General features: G+C 37.1%; 16 protein-coding genes. 4 read left to right on the forward strand and 12 right to left on the reverse strand.

Features of this window, described 5'->3' with window-relative positions:
- Nucleotides 1–138: 138 nt before the first annotated feature.
- From C9J29_RS13250 to C9J29_RS13275, 6 genes are all read right to left on the reverse strand, one after another.
- The gene (locus C9J29_RS13250; protein ID WP_008177115.1) at nt 139–2262 is read right to left on the reverse strand and encodes a heavy metal translocating P-type ATPase; all 2124 of its coding nucleotides are present in this window, start codon (nt 2260–2262) and stop codon (nt 139–141) included.
- Nucleotides 2243–2614, reverse strand: coding sequence for an ArsR/SmtB family transcription factor (locus tag C9J29_RS13255; RefSeq protein WP_008177117.1), 372 nt, complete (start codon nt 2612–2614; stop codon nt 2243–2245). Before C9J29_RS13255 ends, C9J29_RS13250 begins: the two co-directional genes overlap by 20 nt.
- Nucleotides 2615–2759: 145 nt before the next feature.
- Nucleotides 2760–5129, reverse strand: coding sequence for a penicillin acylase family protein (locus tag C9J29_RS13260; RefSeq protein ID WP_107922307.1), 2370 nt, complete (start codon nt 5127–5129; stop codon nt 2760–2762).
- 308 nt (nt 5130–5437) lie between these two features.
- Nucleotides 5438–6193: an exodeoxyribonuclease III gene (locus C9J29_RS13265; protein ID WP_008177119.1), complete on the reverse strand. Its 756-nt coding sequence runs from the start codon at nt 6191–6193 to the stop codon at nt 5438–5440.
- A 53-nt stretch (nt 6194–6246) separates the two neighbouring features.
- Nucleotides 6247–7161 (reverse strand): UDP-N-acetylmuramate dehydrogenase, encoded by a 915-nt coding sequence (gene murB, locus C9J29_RS13270; RefSeq protein WP_008177120.1) that lies wholly within the window; start codon nt 7159–7161, stop codon nt 6247–6249.
- Nucleotides 7162–7369: 208 nt separating this feature from the next.
- Complete coding sequence (locus tag C9J29_RS13275) at nt 7370–7675, reverse strand: winged helix-turn-helix transcriptional regulator (protein ID WP_004231981.1); 306 nt, start codon at nt 7673–7675, stop codon at nt 7370–7372.
- Between the two features lie 356 nt (nt 7676–8031).
- On the opposite strand from C9J29_RS13275, the gene C9J29_RS13280 reads away from it, so the two are divergent.
- Both C9J29_RS13280 and C9J29_RS13285 read left to right on the forward strand, forming a co-directional pair.
- Nucleotides 8032–8556, forward strand: a complete 525-nt coding sequence (locus C9J29_RS13280; protein ID WP_107922308.1) for a YceI family protein — start codon at nt 8032–8034, stop codon at nt 8554–8556.
- Between the two features lie 35 nt (nt 8557–8591).
- The gene (locus C9J29_RS13285; protein WP_089985775.1) at nt 8592–8945 is read left to right on the forward strand and encodes a DUF2500 domain-containing protein; all 354 of its coding nucleotides are present in this window, start codon (nt 8592–8594) and stop codon (nt 8943–8945) included.
- 39 nt (nt 8946–8984) lie between these two features.
- On the opposite strand, the gene C9J29_RS13290 is transcribed toward C9J29_RS13285, so the two are convergent.
- The 3 genes from C9J29_RS13290 to C9J29_RS13300 form a co-directional block, all read right to left on the reverse strand.
- A complete protein-coding gene (locus tag C9J29_RS13290) occupies nt 8985–11345 on the reverse strand; it encodes a bifunctional 2',3'-cyclic-nucleotide 2'-phosphodiesterase/3'-nucleotidase (protein ID WP_107922309.1) in 2361 nt (786 codons plus the stop codon).
- A gap of 304 nt (nt 11346–11649) precedes the next feature.
- On the reverse strand, nt 11650–12276 hold the full coding sequence (locus tag C9J29_RS13295) for an FMN-dependent NADH-azoreductase (protein ID WP_012295821.1): 627 nt from the start codon (nt 12274–12276) through the stop codon (nt 11650–11652).
- A 195-nt stretch (nt 12277–12471) separates the two neighbouring features.
- Nucleotides 12472–13179: a DsbA family oxidoreductase gene (locus C9J29_RS13300; protein ID WP_089985777.1), complete on the reverse strand. Its 708-nt coding sequence runs from the start codon at nt 13177–13179 to the stop codon at nt 12472–12474.
- Nucleotides 13180–13304: 125 nt separating this feature from the next.
- Here C9J29_RS13300 and C9J29_RS13305 point away from each other — a divergent pair, with 125 nt between their 5' ends.
- The gene (locus tag C9J29_RS13305) at nt 13305–14684 is read left to right on the forward strand and encodes an FAD-dependent oxidoreductase (RefSeq protein ID WP_008177142.1); all 1380 of its coding nucleotides are present in this window, start codon (nt 13305–13307) and stop codon (nt 14682–14684) included.
- Nucleotides 14685–15060: 376 nt separating this feature from the next.
- Here C9J29_RS13305 and C9J29_RS13310 read toward each other — a convergent pair whose 3' ends face one another.
- On the reverse strand, nt 15061–15987 hold the full coding sequence (locus C9J29_RS13310) for a manganese-dependent inorganic pyrophosphatase (RefSeq protein ID WP_008177150.1): 927 nt from the start codon (nt 15985–15987) through the stop codon (nt 15061–15063).
- Nucleotides 15988–16383: 396 nt separating this feature from the next.
- On the opposite strand from C9J29_RS13310, the gene C9J29_RS13315 reads away from it, so the two are divergent.
- Nucleotides 16384–17190, forward strand: a complete 807-nt coding sequence (locus C9J29_RS13315) for a GNAT family N-acetyltransferase (protein WP_237068839.1) — start codon at nt 16384–16386, stop codon at nt 17188–17190.
- 103 nt (nt 17191–17293) lie between these two features.
- Here C9J29_RS13315 and C9J29_RS13320 read toward each other — a convergent pair whose 3' ends face one another.
- Nucleotides 17294–18160, reverse strand: coding sequence for a MurR/RpiR family transcriptional regulator (locus C9J29_RS13320; protein WP_008177153.1), 867 nt, complete (start codon nt 18158–18160; stop codon nt 17294–17296).
- Between the two features lie 308 nt (nt 18161–18468).
- On the reverse strand, nt 18469–19698 hold the full coding sequence (locus C9J29_RS13325) for an MFS transporter (RefSeq protein WP_089985779.1): 1230 nt from the start codon (nt 19696–19698) through the stop codon (nt 18469–18471).
- Nucleotides 19699–19821 lie beyond the last annotated feature (123 nt).

Raw genomic sequence — 19821 nt, forward strand, 5'->3', positions numbered from 1 at the left:
TTACATTACTCCTGAAACTATAATAGCTTTTAAAAAGTACTTTTTCAAGAATCACTAGTAGCATCTATTCGCACAAAATTAGTAGTGTCAAAGTAAGATTAATCTCCTGCTTTTTCCTATCAAATCACATCTTACCTACTATTTTTTTGCTTTTATTAGTCTTAATGAATTAAAAACAACTAATAGGGTTGCGCCCATATCTGCAAAAATTGCTATCCATAACGTTAGCCATCCTGGGATAACTAGCAGCAACGCAATTAATTTTAAGGCTAGGGCAAAAATAATATTTTCCTTAATAATGCGTAGTGTTTTTCTGCTTAATCCAATTGTGTATGGGAGCTTTGTTAAATCGTCACCCATTAAGGCAATATCGGCTGTCTCGAGAGCTGCATCTGTGCCTGCTCCCCCCATTGCAATTCCCACATTTGCAGTGGCCAATGCTGGCGCATCATTTACGCCATCCCCAACCATTGCTACGGCTCCAAACTGTGCACGTAAATCTTTAATCGCCATTAATTTTTCCTCTGGTAATAAACCAGCACGCACATCTGTTACCTGTAATGATGTAGCAATGGCCTTAGCAGTAGGCTCTGCATCACCTGTTAACATCACCATATGTTTTACTTTTAGGGCATTAAGTTTTTGTAAGACATCCTTACTTTCATGACGCAATTGATCAGCAATCCCAATTAATCCAATGAGTTGGCTTTTCGAAACCGCTGCTACTACTGTCTTACCCTGTTCCTGTAGCTTTTTAACCTGATTTTCTATATTTTTATCGATAAAGGCTAATGTGGACACCCATTTCATGCTACCTACGTAAATAATCTGCTGATCAACTGTTGCAAAGGCTCCTTTGCCTGTGACTGATTGGAATTCTGTAGGCACTAGCTCAGGTAAATTTTTATCATGTAATCTATTTAATATAGCTTTTGCCAAAGGGTGCTGGGACTGTTTTTCTACTGCTGCCACTAGCTGTAATACATATTCCTCTGACCAACCATCCATTGTCACTATATCCGTAACAGCTGGCTGTCCTTCGGTTAATGTACCTGTTTTATCAAAGGCTACCGCTTCAATATGTCCTAATTGTTCTAAATGAATTCCGCCTTTAATAAGGACACCTTGTCTTGCAGCATTCCCAATCGCAGTAACAATAGCCACCGGTGTAGAAACAACGAGTGCACAAGGACATCCTACTACTAACACTGCTAAGCCTTGGTAAATCCAGTGTTGCCAATCTCCTATAAATAAAGGTGGAATAACAGCTACTAAAAAAGCAACAATGATAATAGCTGGTGTGTAATACTTCGCAAAGCGATCTACAAATTGCTGAGAAGGTGCTTTCTCTGCCTGCGCCTCTTCTACAAGATGAATGATCTTAGCAATTGTTGTGTCTTCTACTCGCTTTGTCACGCGAACCTCAAGCGCACCCTCTTCATTTAATGTACCTGCGAATACTTCATCATTCACTGTTTTATTCACTGGAATGGACTCACCTGTTATAGCTGCTTGATTCACTGCAGATAGCCCGCTAATGACAATGCCATCCATCGCAATCTTTTGCCCAGGCTTTACAAGTAAAATATCCCCTATCTCGATATCTTCTGTCGGCAGTTCAAGCTCATGAAAATGCTCGCCATGCGCTCTTTTAATGATAGCTGTCGGTGGAGCGATATCCATTAACCCTCGAATCGATTGTCTTGCCTTATCCATAGAGTAAGCTTCAAGTGCTTCACTTACGGCAAATAAAAAGACTACAACTGCCGCTTCTTCCCATTCCCCAATAATAGCAGCTCCAATAATAGCGATTGTCATAAGGGTCTTCATATCAAATTCAAAGCGAGCTAAATTACGGAAGCCCGTTTTAAAAATACCAATTCCCCCTACAAGAATAGCTATGATGAACATGGCTATTGGAATCGGGTTTGTTTCTCCCTGCATAGAAACAAATAAATAGCCTAGAATGACAAAGAACAAAGATATCCCTGCCAAAATATTCTCTTTTTTGCGGTAAAAAGGTGTAGATTTTTCAACTGTTCTCACTGCTGATTGCGACACCTTGATCCCATCAAAGGCACCTGCTTCTTCAATTTGATTCACACTAATGTTGCCGACTACCGTTATTTTAGAAGCACCAAAGTTGACTTGTGCATCCTCCACCTCAGGAATAGCCTTTACATTTTTCTCAAACTTCGCTGCACAGCTAGCACAGGAAAGATTTTGCAATCTGTATTCTTGTTTAGTTGGCGTCGCTACCATTCGCAATCCCCTCTTTCGCATGTTCATAGGCAATTGTTACAATTTGAAATACATGCTCATCCGCTAAAGAGTAATACATTTGCTTCCCTTTGCGGTGTGACTTTGCTAAATTATTATCTTTTAAGTAACGTAAATGATGTGATGCTGTTGCGACTGACGAGCCAATAATCGATGCTACATCACAAACACATAATTCATCCTCTACCGTTAAAGCAAAGGCGATTTTAAGCCTTGTTTCATCAGATAATGCTTTTAAAAACTTTGCTACCCCTGATAGATCAGGCATTTGTTGTTGTACCTTAGTGACTGCTTCTTCATGTACTTGCGTCACCTCACAAATTTCTTTTGGCATTGTTCCTCACCTCATTCAAATATTCGTTTGATTGTATTCAATGTAACATATTATTCCATCTTATTCAAATGAATATTTGAATGTTGTGATTTATATCCTAGTAAAAAAAATTAACGTACTTTTAAAAGTACGCTAATCATTTTTGTTACTTCGCTTTTAATTTTAATGTTTTACCTTTAATATCTTCCTGTTTTACAAAAGTTCGATGATAATCACCATCTGCCCAATCGAGTACTTGATCTTGGTACCAATCAGACTTTACATGACCACTTTGACCAGGTCCAACAATATGATAGCCAGAAGTTAAATCACCCACATCCACAACAAAACGCCAAGAAGCACCATGATCCACATTACCAGAAAGATCATTATCAGCAGCCTGTACCGTCACTTTGGATCCTCCAATTGGAACCTTTTTAGCATTAAAATAGGCAGCTAAAATTGGAGAAGCACTACCTAACGTATGATCAAAAGTGAGCTGGTGGAAATCTCCCCATTGCCACTTGGATGCATTTTTACCAAATTGATCTTCTAATTGTGCAATGGTAAGCTCTAGTGCCTTGTAAACTGTTGCATCAACTCCACCTTGCTCCTCTATCCAAATACTCTTGCCCCCTGCATAGGCTGTGCGTAAAAGCTGGTCTGTAATATTAAATTTACCATGCATGATGTCATACATATCTGCAGGCATTTGATCTTTAAACAATACTTCCTGTAATTTGGTCATAAGCGTATGGAATACGAGTGGTGCACCTGATTCCTTAGCATCCACCATATCCCAATTCTCCAGCATGGCAATAATCTCTGTGTACGTACCATCCTGATCTTGCGCTTTCATAGATGTTAATAAACTAGGAAGAAATTCCCTAGCATAGAGATTATGTTGATCCATTTGCAAGTTCATCATATCTTCTACCGTTATCGAATCATTCGCCTGAAGTACTTCTTTAATTCGTTCAAAACGGTAAGGCTGAGCCCAGAAATCTGTAATGTGATAAGGATATTCCTCTCCTACGACTTGATTATTGGCGGTAGCAATAAAGCCTTGCTCTGGATTCACTACTGTTGGCAGCTCATCCCATGGAATAAAACCATCCCAACCATAATCACTAGAATCACCTGGAACTGGCAATTGACCATCACCTTGCTTACGAATAGGAATTTGACCATTTGCTTTATAAGCAATTGTGCCATCCTTTGAGGCAAAAACGAAGTTCTGCGCAGGTGCCTTAAAGTCTTCTAAAGCTTTTTCAAAGTCATCCCAAGATTCCGCCTTATTAAAACCAATTACTGCACGTAATTCTGCAGTTGATTGAAGCGCTGTCCACTGCATTGAAAATTGTGCAGTTGGCTTGGTATCTTTGAATGCTAGATCCGTCATAATCGGACCATGGCGTGTCACCACCACTTCAAAATCTACAGTTTCTCCGTCCTTCACCTTAATAGATTCATCACGTACCTCGGCTTGCTCCCATTTTCCATCGTAGCGGTATTGTGTTGGATTATCTGGATTAGGTATTTCAAGATATAAATCCTGCACATCCGGGCCAACATTCGTCACACCCCATGCTATATCATCATTATGACCTAAAATAATACCTGGAATTCCTGCAAAAATAACACCACTAACATTTTGTTGTGGAGATTGCAGATGCATCTGATACCAAATTGATGGAGTACTCAATCCTAGGTGAGGATCGTCCGCCAAAATAGGTGTACCTGATTTAGTTTTATCACCAGAAACAACCCAGTTATTACTGCCGTTAAATTCATTAGGCAGTAGATCTGCATTAAATTGTCCTGCTACCGCTACAGGGTTTTTAATATTTGCCTCAATAATAGATGAAGCATTTTCAGGATATTTAATAAATAATTCTTTGGCCTTTTCTTCATCAAAATTTTGTAAAGCCCAATGACGGAAGGCAAGTGTATTCCAATTCCCTCCCAAATCATATGCCATATACTTCCCAATCGTTAAAGAATCCACAACTGTCCATTCCTCTGGCTCGTAGCCCAATAATGAAAATTCATAGCTTAAAGTTTTATTTTCCTTAGCTTGTGCAATAAATGCATTTACCCCTTCTGCATACCACTCTAGTACTTGCTTGCTTTCCTCATCATAGGCTGCGAGTGATTTCTCAGCGGCATCGCGTAAGCTAAAAGTACGAAAGTGTTTGTCCGTATTTATTGTTGCTTCCCCAATAATTTCTGATAATCGACCACTCGCCTGTCTTCGTGCTAAATCCATTTGAAATAATCGATCTTGTGCCTGAACATAACCTTGCGCACGATATAAATCAGCATCTGTCTTTGCAAAAATATGAGGAACCCCTTTGTCGTCCCTTGTAACCGACACATCCTGCTCTAAAATATTGACAGCTAATTCGCCATCAATTATCGGCTTAGATTTATTCATAAACCATGTTAATCCGATAAAAGCTACGATAGCTAAAGTCGCTACGATCCCAGCAAGGACGATAAGCCACTTTCTCCATTTGAACTTTCTCTTTTCCATCTCATTACCCCCTCTGTGCACTATATTCCTTCCTACCTCTTAAAATCCTTAAAACAAGGTTTAAAAGATTGTCGATAGCAAATATTTGTGCGTTATGTAAGTAAATCCATCTTTAAATACAAAATTTCGTCACCATTCGCTATTAGACTAGTATAAACAATTGGCTATATGAAGGCTACAGAGCATTGTTAAAAAACGTATTTATAGATAAATGGCTTTCCTTTCATTAGTCTCCTTTTTTATTCATTCTATGTATTATTGCAAAGACAAAAAAATCGTATTTCCAATAGAAAATACGATTTTTAATGCTAGACATGTAGTTGTAATTCAATAGGGCAATGATCGCTGCCCATAATGTGTGGGTGAATAGTCGCTTGATCAATCTGATTTTTTAATTGCTCCGACACAATAAAGTAGTCGATGCGCCAACCAATATTTCGTTCACGTACTTTATTCATATAGGACCACCATGTAAAATGGTCAGTTTCATTAGGATGCTTGTATCTGAAAGAATCTACAAAACCACTGGCTAAAAGCTCCGAAAATTTAGCACGCTCCTCATATGTAAATCCGGAATTTCCCACATTCGATTTAGCATTTTTCAAATCTATTTCAGTGTGTGCAACATTTAAGTCACCACAATAGACAACAGGCTTTTTACTATTCAAGTCTTGTAAATAGCCGGCTAAACGATCTTCCCAAGTTAGTCGAAGTGGTAATCTAGCTAAATCTCGCTGTGCATTGGGGGTATAGACATTTACTAAATAGAAATTTTGATATTCTAAAGTAATGATTCTACCTTCATCCTGAGAATCTTCATCGCCAACTCCATACATAACGGATAATGGTGTATGCTTTGTAAATATAGCCGTCCCCGAGTAGCCTTTCTTTTGGGCATAGTTCCAATATTGCTCATAATCATCTAGTGCAAGCTCTACTTGTCCAGCCTGACATTTGGTTTCTTGGATACAAAAAAAATCTGCCTCTATTTGATGAAAGAAATCTAGAAAGCCTTTCCCCAGGCAAGCCCTAATTCCATTAACATTCCATGATATAAATTTCATCTCATACTCACTCCTTAAAAAAACGCCCTTCGACTCAAGCGAAGAGCGTCACATTATAGATCATCACCAACAATTTTAACTTCTGTTTCTAATTCAATACCGAATTTTTCTTTCACAATCCGCTGTACCATTTGAATAGTTGCAATATAATCAGAAGCAGTAGCATTTCCTTTATTGACAATAAAACCTGCGTGCTTCGTAGAGACCTCTGCACCGCCTACTCCTTTGCCTTGCAAGCCACTATCTTGAATAAGCTTACCTGCAAAATGACCTGGTGGGCGTTTAAAAACACTTCCCGCAGATGGATATTCTAATGGTTGCTTAGATTCTCGCTGAAATGTTAAGTCAGCAATCTTCGCATCAATTTCCCCCTGTTCGCCAGGAGCTAATTGGAACTCAGAGGATAACACGTAATAGCCTTTCTTCGCAATAACGCTTTTACGATAACCAAGTTCAAGCTCATCCTTTGACAAGGTTAAAATTTCTCCCTCTTTTGTTAACACCTTAGATGAAATAATTATATCTTTAATCTCACCGCCATAAGCACCTGCGTTCATAGCCATTGCACCACCAATTGATCCAGGGATACCACAGGCAAACTCGAAGCCTGTTAAAGATGCTTTAGCAGATAGCTTCGACACATCTTTAATTAGCGCACCACTTTGAGCATAAACATGTTCACCATTAATACGAATCTCATCTAAATTTGAAAATGTTACAACGATTCCTCTATGACCACCATCACGAACAACCATATTAGATCCGTTACCTAACATTAATAAAGGAATATTATTTATATATGCATAGCGTATTACAAATGCTGCTTCTTCTTCTGTATCAGGAAGAACAAAAACATCTGCTTTGCCACCTAATTTTGTCATTGTATATTGTTGTAATGATTCATCTAACTTAATATTGGCAGGATTAATGCTCTTCGCTAAATCCTTTGCCCATTGTTGTTTTGTCATGAGAGCTAATTCCTTTCTAACGTCCTTCTTACTCTACACCAGTATGGATTTAGAACCCCAATTTGACAAGTAAAATGAAGGGTATTTTTATCTCACATAAAAAGACAGGTAAGTCCTGTGCAGAGATGATGAATATTATAAAGAAAATTGACAGTCATTCCAAGTGTCGTTTTTGGCACAATACTACCTAAAGAACAAGCCATTCACTTTAAAGCCAGCTACTTGCCCATGTTTCAATATTACGGATAGCGCCTTCTAGTGCTTGCCCTTTATCCGTTAATGAATATTCAACTCGTACTGGGACTTCAGAATACACTTTACGTTCAACAAGTCCTTCTTTTTCCAGTTCCTTCAAACGTTCTGATAATAAACGGCCACTAACAGGTAATGCAGACTCTATTTCATTAAAACGCTGTGGTCCATCTAATAATTGATATAATATTAAACCCGTCCATCGTTTTCCGATTAAATCCATTGCTTTAGCTAAACGAGGACATAAAGTTGTCTCATTCATATTTCTTCACCTCTATGTAACTATTGTAACGATTATTGCAGGAAATGTAAATTTAGAGTAACTTATTTACATAACATAATTAATATACTTTTATATACTTAATTACAAAAAGTAACTTCAGTTTTCAGTCTTTTTCAATTACGGTGGAACCTTCCATCATTAAACCGTCCGTCCTCCTAATAATACAATGCCCTAGATATCAGTAATATGACTAACTATTTATTTTAAGTCTTGTAAATGTTCACAGTTTACACTTTTATTGGTGATTATCCATTCCTATTTATGAAAAACCCATTGAATATGGTATTTGTTTCCTTTATCATTCGTTGTAGAATGCTGTTTTAGGGGGTTTTTAAATGAAAAAATACACTATTGATATCAGTCATTCCACACTTAGTTTTTCTGTACGACATATGATGATATCTAAAATTCACGGTACTTTCGAATCGTACAACGCTGAAATTGCTGCAGCCAATATTGAGCATATGCAGGATGCAAGTATCTCTATTACCATTGACGTGGCTAGTGTCTCCACAAAAAATCATGACCGAGATGTACACCTTGTGTCTCCAGATTTTTTTGATGCAGACGTCTATCCAAAAATAGTTTTCACCTCTACATATATTGATAAACAAAATGATAAAACTTTTTTGATACATGGGGATTTAACGATTAAAAACATAACAAAGCCTATCGTATTTACAACAGTATATACAGGAAACGGTGTTAATTCTTGGGCACAAGTATATGGCTTTCAGGCAAAGACACAAATTGATCGCCGCGATTTTAATTTAGTCTACAATACAATTCTAGAAACAGGTGGCGTATTAATCAGTGATGAGATTGACATTGTGGTAGATGTCGAATTAAGCCCCCTTTAGTTATTGATTTACTTTAAGGAAAGAGGGAACTTTACATGCTATGGTTTGATAACGAAATTACATTTGTATCGAGCTTTATTACAATCGTCTTTTTTATTGTTTTTGGTAGCATCGCCTTCAGCCTTATTAAAGCTATTGTCACTTGGTCTATTAATAACCAATCACAAACCTTAACTGTACCCGCTAAGGTTGTGTCAAAACGTACAAATATTCGGGGAGGCTCTACTAATTCTGCGGCATATACTTCCTATTTCATAACGTTTGAAGAACGACATGGGGAGCGTCAGGAATTTAAAGTGAATGGTCGCAATTTTGGACAGCTAGTGGAGGGTGACATTGGTCTTTTAACGTATCAGGGCACACGCTTTCATACTTTCGAAAGACAATAAAGGGAGAGTAGCGATTAACTCGTACTCTCCCTTTTAGTTTTATTTAATTAAATACTTGGCAAATCCTGCCTCTGTATCTTCTAAATATTCAATGTTGCTATCTGCTGAGATAAATTTTTGTGCATCTTTCGCAGATAGATAAACAACTTTCGTCTTGGCTGGGAATGGTACAAATGACCAGTTTTTATCCGCAGCAGGGTTAATTGTTTTATTTGCCATAATATAATCAACTACAGCTTGACGATTTTCATAGGCATAGTTAGTTATATTCGAGCCGTCCGTATTTTTAAATGTCGCTCCATAAGAACCACCAACACGATAATTATTTGTAATGATAATGAATTCTTGTTTTAAATCAATTGGTTTACCATTATATTGTACATTTTTAATACGGTTCGCCTTTTCATCAACAAGATTACCACGTCGGTCATATTTAGATGGAGATGTCACATCAATTTGATAGGTTAAGCCATCTAACACGTCAAAATTATAAGAGCGTGCTTCTGAATCAATAATATTTTGCTCTTCTGTCTTATTCGGATCTATTGTTGCAAAAATACCTGCAGCCATCTCTAACCACTCGACGGCTTGTGCACCTGTAACTTTAATTGTGGCTACAGTATTATCGTAATGATAAATGTCTGCCATATTTTTAATGGCAAGTGGACCAACTGGAATGTTTGTATAATCTAATGGATTATTTCGTGAACCGGCTTTAAAAGGTGCCCCAGCAGAAAGAATCGGCGTTTTTTCATCAGCCGTTCCCTTTAATTCCTGTTCAATAAACCATTTTTGTGCTTGTGTGACGATTTGAATAGAAGGATCATCTTGCACCATTGAGAAATAACTATGGATTGGCGCAGTTGTTTCACCAACAGGCTGGCGAATATAAGTTAAAGTGCCTTCATGTGCTTGTTTCACAGCTTTTAATACCGTAGTGGATGGTTGTAAACCTTCTTGCTTGATTGATTGTAATGACCCACTACCATCTACTACAACCCACTCTGATCCTTGTTGTTCTAGTTTTAGATCAATGATACCAAGATGGCTACCATAGCTACCTGCCATAACTGTTGGAACACCGTGAATCGTTCCCTTTTCTTGATCTACATCTTTCAAATCTTTGTAGTCACCTGGGAATGTTAAATGCGAGTGCCCTGTAATCAAAGCATCAATTCCGTCAATTCCTGCTAGTTGATAGCCAACATTTTCAGCACCTTCCACGTAAGTGTCCTCACCAATACCTGAATGTGAAAGAACAACAATTACGTCTGCTCCAGCCTTCTGCATTTCAGGAACTACTTCTTTTACTGCTTCAACAGGTTCTTGCATGTCAACTTTACCAGCTAAATGAATGGCATCCCATTCAACAATTTTTGTTGGTACAATCCCTGTCACACCAACTTTCAGTGTATGTTTCTTACCTGTGCTATCCACTCCTTCTTTATCAAGAATAACATAAGGTGTAAACATACGCTTTTTTGTTTTAGCATCGTAAGTATTAGCATTTACGACTGGATATTTGGCATCATTTAAAACTTCATTTAAGAAATCAAGACCATAGTTGAATTCATGGTTTCCTAAAGTTCCACCATCATATTTTAAAGCGTTAAGTGCCGCAATAGCCGGATGTACTTCCCCTGGCTTTAATACACTTTCTAATGCTTTATAAGAGCCAAGTGGCGTACCTTGAATTAAATCCCCATTATCAAATAGTAATGTGTTGGGATTTTTAGCACGAGCTTGTTCAATTAATGTAGCTGTATTAGCTAAACCAACCTCAGATGATGGAGCATCTAAATAGTAATTATAATTTGCTAAATTTGTATGAATATCTGTAGTTCCTAAAATTTGAAGATCTACTGACACTCCATTAGATGGTGCCTTGTATTCTGCTACAAAGCGCTCTACAATACTTTCCATTTGCTCATGTGTTACATAGTCAAGAGGACGGATCGTATTATCCTCATACGCTTGAAGAATATTTGCTGCAACAGCATTAGCTAAATCTTGTTTATAAGCTTTAGCAATTTGATCAGCATCCTTAAATTGGTCTAAGACCGCAAGGGAAGCGTTTTCACTAACAAGTCCACGAGCAGATATAACAAATGCTTGTTGACGTGTTAATTTATCGTTTGGACCAAATGTAGTTGCTGTTTTTCCTTTTATAAGTTTTAACTGTACAGCCTTTTCTACATATGGTGCTAAATCCTTGGAGACATCCGTAAAAGTAAGGGAAGAACCATCACCTATTTTGACATCTAAGCTTTCTACTAATTCTTTTACATAATCAGCGCGTGTAACTTCATTGGAAGCAGCATTAGCAGTGAATCCAAATGGTATCAACGCGAATAAAACTAGTAGCATGGCTAAAAATTTAGTTATTAATTTCTTGTTCATACAACAACCTCCTTATTCATCTAGTATTTTCCTACAGATACTATTATATTAAACTAACTCTATTTTTTACTGAATAATTAGTCCTAATTATATGTATTTTTAAAAGAATGGGTTATTACTTTCCTATAAAATCACATTTTTCTATCATTTTTATTTTTATACCACCAATAGAATGTTAGGAAATGTAAATTCCGAATAAATAGTTAATACCAATATATCCGACTTCTATACCACACCATACCTCTGTTCGCAAAATAAAAAAAGACCTCTCAAATTTGAGAGGTCTTTTATTAAAAAATATTTTTTACGCGTTTACTGCTTGAAGTGATTGAGCTACTTTTTTCACTTCTTCTAGGCCATTTGCAATAATTTCTTGTGCTTTATCAGGTGATGCATTGTGACCTTCAATAATTACTTCTTCGATAATTTCCATACCGAACACGCCGCCTGCTACATTTTTAATGTAGTTTACTGACATTTCCATCGGCTGTGTTTCTGGTAGTGAGTAGTAGCCACCGCGAGCATTTAAAATAATCGCTTTTTTATCCGTCATTAAGCTAACCATTTGGCCATCTTCACCATATTTGAATGTGAAGCCTGCTTGGTACACATAGTCAATAAATGTTTGTAAAGGTGCTGGAATAGTTAAGTTCCAAAGTGGGAAAGCAAATACTACTAAATCAGCTGCTGTTAATGCATCCATCGCTTTTTGTTTAGCAGCTAAAAGACGTGATTCGATGTCTGTTAACTCCCCACCATTTTGTACTTTACCAAATGCATTGAAAAGATCTTGCCCAAAGTATGGCATATCTTCTGCAAATACGTCAAAAGTTGTAACGTTTACACCTTGTACGTTTTCCATAAAAGTATCGTACATTTTTGTTGAAATACCATCTGGACGGTTGTTTGCTTTTACTACTAAAACGTTCATTATATAAAATCTCCCTTATATCTCATAGTCTATTATCTCGAATTCAAGATATAAACTTATCTTAAAAAAATTCTTCTAAAAAGTCAACGATACTTTCCTCAGACTTTTGACTGAAATATTAGATAAAATTTTCACTAAAACGAATAAAAGAGGCTTGTTATGTCAAGCCCCTCCGTAGTTAGAGTAATTTTAGCACTATAATTTACAGTTATCATCTGTACAAACACCAGCGTCACCCGTGCCAGCCATTTTTAGACCAGGTTGTAAGCCCTCTTCCTCAGCCACTTTACGTAGTGTATCTTCGAATACTTCTTGTGGCTGGGCACCAGAAATACCATATTTACGGTTTAAGACAAAGAATGGGACCCCACGAACTCCAAGCTGCAATCCTTCTTGAATATCTGCTTCTACCTCATTTTTAAATTCATCCACAGCAAGAACTTTTGCCACTTCCTCGCGTTGCAATCCTACTTGTTCGGCTATATCTAATAATACATCCTCTTGTCCAATACGTTTTCCTTCAATAAAATGACTGTGCAGTAGAGCTTCAACTAATGCTGTAACATCTCCCTGCTGCTCAGCCCATTTAACAAGTCGATGTGCCTTTAACGTATTCTCTTCCATTAGATTGCTAAAGTCATAGTTTAAGCCCACTTCTTTCGCACGCTCTGTAACACCTAATGTCATTTCTTTGGCTTTTTCTAAAGTCATACCATATTTCTTCGCTAACGATTCATAAACAGTAATGTTCGAATCTACTGGGGTATTAGGATCAAGTTGATAGCTTTTATAAACAAGCTCCACTTGCCCACCAAAGCCAGTATCTTCAATCGCTTGCTCTAATTGTTTTTTACCAATATAACAAAATGGACATACGTAGTCAGACCATATTTCAATTTTCATTACTCACACTCTCCTTTTGCTACATTGTAGCGATAGATTAAATCGCAAGGCAATTTTTATGCTTCATCGCATAAATTCTCCAGTACATCTACATACTGAACATAAAAACATTGTGAGGTTTATCTATGACTCAATCTCTTTGGCTCGCTACTTCCGAATCAGTCTCACTATCTTCACTTTCTTCATCTACAACTTGTGATGTATGTATAGTCGGAGGAGGCTTAACTGGTCTTTATACAGCCTATGTCTTGGCAAAAGCAGGTGTTGATGTACTTTTACTTGAGGCGAATACCCATTTTGGTCACGGTACTACAGGCCATTCCACGGGTAAACTAACTGCCCAGCATAGTATCGTTTATGCTAACCTTTTAGAAAAACTATCCGTTGATGAGGCACAGCTCTATTACCAACTCAATCAACAAGCCATTGAAAAGGTAACACAATTATTCCCAAAAGGCAGTGTAAAGCAAGTAGATTCACTATTGTATGCTCAAACAAAAGATGGGTATGCGCAATTGTTAAAAGAATGGAATGCTTATAAGGTGTTAAATATCCAATCAAAAATCACCACAGAAACAGAGCTTCCCTTCCCCATTACAAAGGCTTTATGCATGTCCCAGCAAGCTCAAATAAATCCTGTAGAGGTAAGTAATTTTCTTGCTAAAGAAGCACAAGCGATGGGTGCCAAGCTTTATACAAATACCCGAGTTCAGCAATTAAACATAGCTCAAAATAACTTACATACCGAAAAGAATATATCGGTTCAATATAAAAAACTTATTTTGTGCTCACATTATCCAATTGAAGCTTTCAAGGGGCTAAAGTTATTTAAACTGTCAAATAGTCGTTCTTACATGGTGGCTAGTAAAATTGCTGAAACGATGCAGGGGCAATATCTATCCGTTGATTTCCCTTCTCGTTCCATTCGTACAGCTACAATTAACAACGAGCATTATTTAGTACTTGGTGGAGCGAATCACATCGCTGGGGAAACAGTCAATACAGAGCCGTACTATGATGCCATTGCAAATGAAATGAAAGAACATTTTGAGCAAGAGCCCATTTATCGATGGTCTGCTCAGGATATCGAAACTCCTGACATCGTTCCTTACGTAGGAAGAATTACAAACTCATTGCCAAACGTATTCATTGCTACTGGCTATAGAAAGTGGGGCATTTCTAATTCCTTTGTTGCTGGTGACATTTTATCCAGCCTAATCACGGGATCAAGAAGTGAGGATGGTGCCATCGCACTCTATTCACCATCACGTACAAAATTCGGTGCCCAGTTTATGCAAATGCTTAAAGTTGGCGGCTTTGTCGCAAAAGAATTTATTACTGGGTATATGAGAAATGCCAGTGCTCCAACATGTACTCACTTGGGCTGTAAGACGAAATGGAATGAGGCTGATGAAACATGGGATTGTCCTTGCCATGGCTCCCGCTTCAATGCTCAAGGAGAAGTACTGGAAGGACCAGCAGTACAACCTTTGAAATTAGATTAAAAAAGAGGCTGTAGACAAACTCTCCATAAATTATGAGTTTGCTACAGTCTTTTTTACGATGAAATAAAGTAAAGCCGTTGATGTCCACTATGGGCGCACTTCGTTCCTATCAATTTTCTATATAAGAGACTCCCTTTTCATATGTTGAAAAAAGTAAAAAATCTATGCAAAGCGCAAAGAAAAAGCATGGTGTATGATGGACAACCTGTAGAGGTCATAAAAAAACTGACCATACAGTCGATGCTTACTTGAGCATGTTAGATTCGACAGTAATTACCCAATATGATACATGCAAGAAACATGACAAAAGCCATCGAAAGTGTGAACTTTTCGATGGCTATTATCTACAGCCTAAGTAGCTGTCTTCTTGTGTAAATTACTTTAGAGCTTCTGTTAATACTGGCACAATTTGCTTTTTACGAGAAACAACGCCTGGTAACACAACACGGTTGTTGATAAGCTCAGCACCGAATCCTTTTGCTGCAGCTTGTGCGACTTGTCCAATTGCTACAGCTGTAGAATCGTTATTTAGGATATCTGTCACAACGAAGAAGAATAAATCTAAACCATTCTCAGCAACATTTTTATTTAATAAAATCTCTAATTCCTCTTGTCGATTAAGCACATCATCAATATCCACAGCATTCACCTGTGCAACTACAGATTTGTACTCACCGAATTGGAACTCCTTAGCATCTAATGATAGTAGATCTTCTAAAGATTTATCAGATAGGTCTGCACCGGCTTTTAGCATAGCTAAACCATATTCTGCAACATCCACATTAGCAATTTTCGCTAGTTCTTCGCCAGCTTTTACATCTTGCTCTGTGCAAGTTGGTGATTTGAATAATAATGTATCTGAAACGATTGCTGATAGCATTAAACCAGCAATGTTCGCTGGAATATCTAAACCGTTTTCGTTAAAAATTTTCTTTAGAATTGTAGCCGTACAGCCTACTGGTTCTGCACGATAATATAGCGGATCAGCTGTTTGGAAGTTAGCGATGCGGTGGTGATCAATTACCTCGGCAATTTGCACTTCCTCAATACCATCAGCCGATTGCTGGAATTCATTGTGGTCTACTAGAATAACTTTGTCCGCTTCTCCAACTACAGATGAGATTAAACGTGGCGCTTCAAAGCCAAATTTATCTAAAGCAAACCGGGTTTCATTATTAACATCTCCAAGACGTACAGCCTCGGCTTCTTCTCCAATTTGTTGTTTTAAATAAGCATATACAATTGCAGACGTGATCGTGTCTGTATCTGGGTTTTTATGTCCAAAAACTAATACTTTACTCATTGAATTTATTCCTCCTAAAATGACCTTACATTTATCTTTTATTTTATCATATCTTATGGACTAACAAATGATAAATTGAAACATTAAGTAAACTATGCTCATTCATTTAATATACAATAATAATTCCCCACTCCCAATAACCAACTATACAAATATGAATAAAGTATAATGGACCTTCAAACTGTCACATACATATATTTTGTGCACCCATCCCCTTTGTTTGCATTATCTTTTTTTACCATCCTATTTTTAACATTCAATAGCAAAAGCGCATATTTTTCTAGTATTAATTATTTTACATAGATATTTAGTTGGATTTTCATATTTATGTAAGCGTAATTTTATGCTATTATCAGATAGTCTATATTTTTGGATATTCAGGAAATGGGGATTACGATGACAAAGAAGATGGAAAAAAAGTACATTCCTTTAGCAAATTATTTTGAAGTAGCTTTACAACAAGAAATCACTTTATCCTTTAGTGAATTAGAAAACATTATGGGACAAGCCTTACCGAATGCCGCCTACTTAAATAAGAGCTGGTGGAAAAAAACAAAGCCCCCTCTATCACACTATTTGTCATGGACAAATGCAGGCTATCATGTCATTGATGTTAGACTAGGTACTAGTATAACTTTCTCATGCACGCAAACTAAGGCAACTGTAAACAATCTTTCTAAAAATGAAGAAGAGAACCCATCTGCATACATAATTCGAGGGATTGAAGCATCGGATGCTAGATCGTTTATTCTTTTACAGGAAGAAATTTTTCAACAAACCGACTTCATGTATAATGTTCAAAATGAAGTAGATCTAACTGTCCAACAACTTCGTAAAAATTTAACCTATTGGAAACAACTAAAAAATCGCACTATATTACTTTGCGTATTAAATGGTATTTTTGCAGGCTATGCAGTTGTACATGGGTATAAACAAACGAAAGCTAAACATGTTGCCTCTGTTCGCTTAGCTGTGAAGGAAGAGTACCAACAAAAAGGCATTGGCTCTGCGCTAATGAAGGCTGTGGAAGGTTGGTCAAAACAGCGTGATATATCCAGATTAGAATTATCAGTTATGGAACATAATAATGTTGCTTTACATCTTTTTACGAAAATAGGATTTAAACAAGAAGGCATTCGACAAAATGCTATTAAATTAAATGATACTTTCATTAACGAGTATAACTTAAGTAAAATTTTATAAATCACTTTGCCTAGATGTCTAAAGCATATTTGGACATCTTTTTATATAGTTAGACTATAAAAAATGCATAGAAAAGCAATATAACACTTTTCCATGCATAACATTAAAATACCTGTTTCTCTCTAGCAGCATCCAGGAATAATATATTACTATCTACTTGCTCATAGGATTTTTGATATTTTTCATACTGCCGCTTATCTTGGCTAATCATTTCCTCCAATAAAGCATGTAAGAAAGAAAATAAAACGGGCACTATATCTAGCGAGGAATACTTGTTTGTTCCAAGCGCAAACAAAATATTAGCATATTCACGAACGGGTGAAAATGCAGTTCCAGTAATAGCAATAATTTTTACTTTCTTCATCCTTGCAATTTCAACAATCGTTTGAATATCCTTTAACTGTTTATCAAATGATAAAACAATTAATGTTGTACGCTCTCCCATGCTATTAATTTGATTCATTATTTCATCGGAATCTATACGAAGCTGCTTAATATTAGAACGTAGTGTTTTTAATGTGTTGGATAACCAATTTGCTACAGATGCTGCCTGACGAGTACCTAGAATATAGATATTATCTGCTTCATGCATCCATTTTGAACCTTTTTGAATCTGTTGATCGCTAATTAATTGAATTGTTTCCTGAATGTTTTGGCTATCTTGCTGCATTACCTTGCCAAAACGAGAATTAGTTTGCTTTTTACCCGTATAGGTAGATTGTAGATTTGTTCCTACATCTTGGGACATGACATAGCCTCTTATTTCTTCTTGCAGTTCCACATATCCCGATAAATCCATGGCATAGCAAAAGCGAATAACCGTTGATTCACTTACATTAGCCAGTCTGCCTACTTCTGCTGCTCCATTAGCAATCACTGTATTGGGATTATCCATTACAAATTGTGCTACTTTACGCTGCCCCTTTGACAGTCTTACAAACCTTTTCTTTATATCCTCATGAATGCACATTCCTAACAACCTTTCTTTCAATGACCTTATCACGAATGGGAGATTGTTTCCTACTTACTCAAAATTCGATTAAAAATACAGTATCATGATTGCAATTTGAATACAATGACTTTTCTGAAAAATCTTCAGCGCATTAACCTGCTAATATGTCGACTTTTTGTACTTTTCTATGTTGATTTGTTATTTTACCAAATTTATTGGTACCGATGAATAAAATTCAATAATTCCTAATTTTTATGTAATACACTAGCGAATAAAGACAAAAATGTCCTGGATTGATTACTCTTATCCAGGACATTGTTTAGTTATTATTCTAATTCTAGCTGCTTGGTTTCCTTCCCAAGGAAAATGACACCAATAACACCTATAATAATGGCTCCACAGAAAATGGCAAAAATGAAGCCTATATCATAACCAGCTGTTAATAAAGAACCAACTAGTAGCGGTCCGAAAATACCACCAATTCGTCCAGCAGCTGCTGCCATCCCTGCACCAGTACCACGAATAATGGAAGGGTATTGCTCAGGTGTATAAGCATATAGGGCCCCCCATGCTCCTAAGTTAAAGAAAGATAAAAACATGCCTGACAATAACAGTACTACAAGTGTTTCAGCATTCCCAAAAATGAAAGCACTCACTGCAGTACCAATTAGATAGGAAACAAGCACAAATTTCCGTCCAAACTTTTCAATAAACCAGGCTGCAGTAAAATAACCTGGCAATTGAGCTAATGTCATAATGAGAACATACTTAAAGCTCGTAATCATATCAAAGCCCTTACCAACCATGACACTTGGAAGCCATAAGAACATACCGTAATACGAAAATACAACTGTAAACCAAAGCACCCAAAGCATCAATGTGGAACGTGCATATTTTTTTGACCATACTTCTTTTATATTTTGAAGGATACTACGTGATTTGGCCTCTTGCTTCACCGTAAACTGTGGTGAATCTGGGAGATGCCATCTAAGATAAATAGCATAAAATGCAGGGAGTGCTGTTAAGATGAGCGCTACTCGCCATCCCCACGTTGGAATAACGAAATAGGATATCAATGCGGCAATTAGCCATCCAGCTGCCCAAAAGCTTTCCAGTAAAACAACTACGCGTCCTCTTTCTTTTGCTGCTACGCTTTCAGATACTAACGTTGATGCTACAGGTAGTTCACCGCCCAGACCCATTCCTACTAAAAAACGTAGCATTAAAAATGCCGTTAATGTAGTCGTAAAAGCGGATAGACCACTTGCAAGGGAAAATAGGACAAGTGTCCACATAAAAATTTGTTTTCTCCCTATTTTATCGGCAAAAACACCGAATACAAGGGCTCCAACAGCCATTCCAATTGAGTTAATACTACCAATCCAGCCAGCTTGACTTGGTGTCAGTCCCCAATCTGCTGCCAATGCTGCAATGACAAACGATAATATTCCAACATCCATTGCATCGAAAAGCCATCCAATCCCTGCAACGCCCAATAGTCTATTTCTAGAAATAGTTTGCTGAGATTTATTTGTTCCTACAGTATTTGTCGCCATTTCAACCACCTATCTTTACACTTGACTTTACATTACAAGATTACTATACAGTTGTTTCAAGAAAGTGACAAGCAAAATTCTAATTACCGAATTGTTTCGACAATTTATGAAATGCTATTGAAA

The organism is Lysinibacillus fusiformis (genome assembly GCF_003049525.1).
GTDB lineage: Bacteria > Bacillota > Bacilli > Bacillales_A > Planococcaceae > Lysinibacillus > Lysinibacillus fusiformis.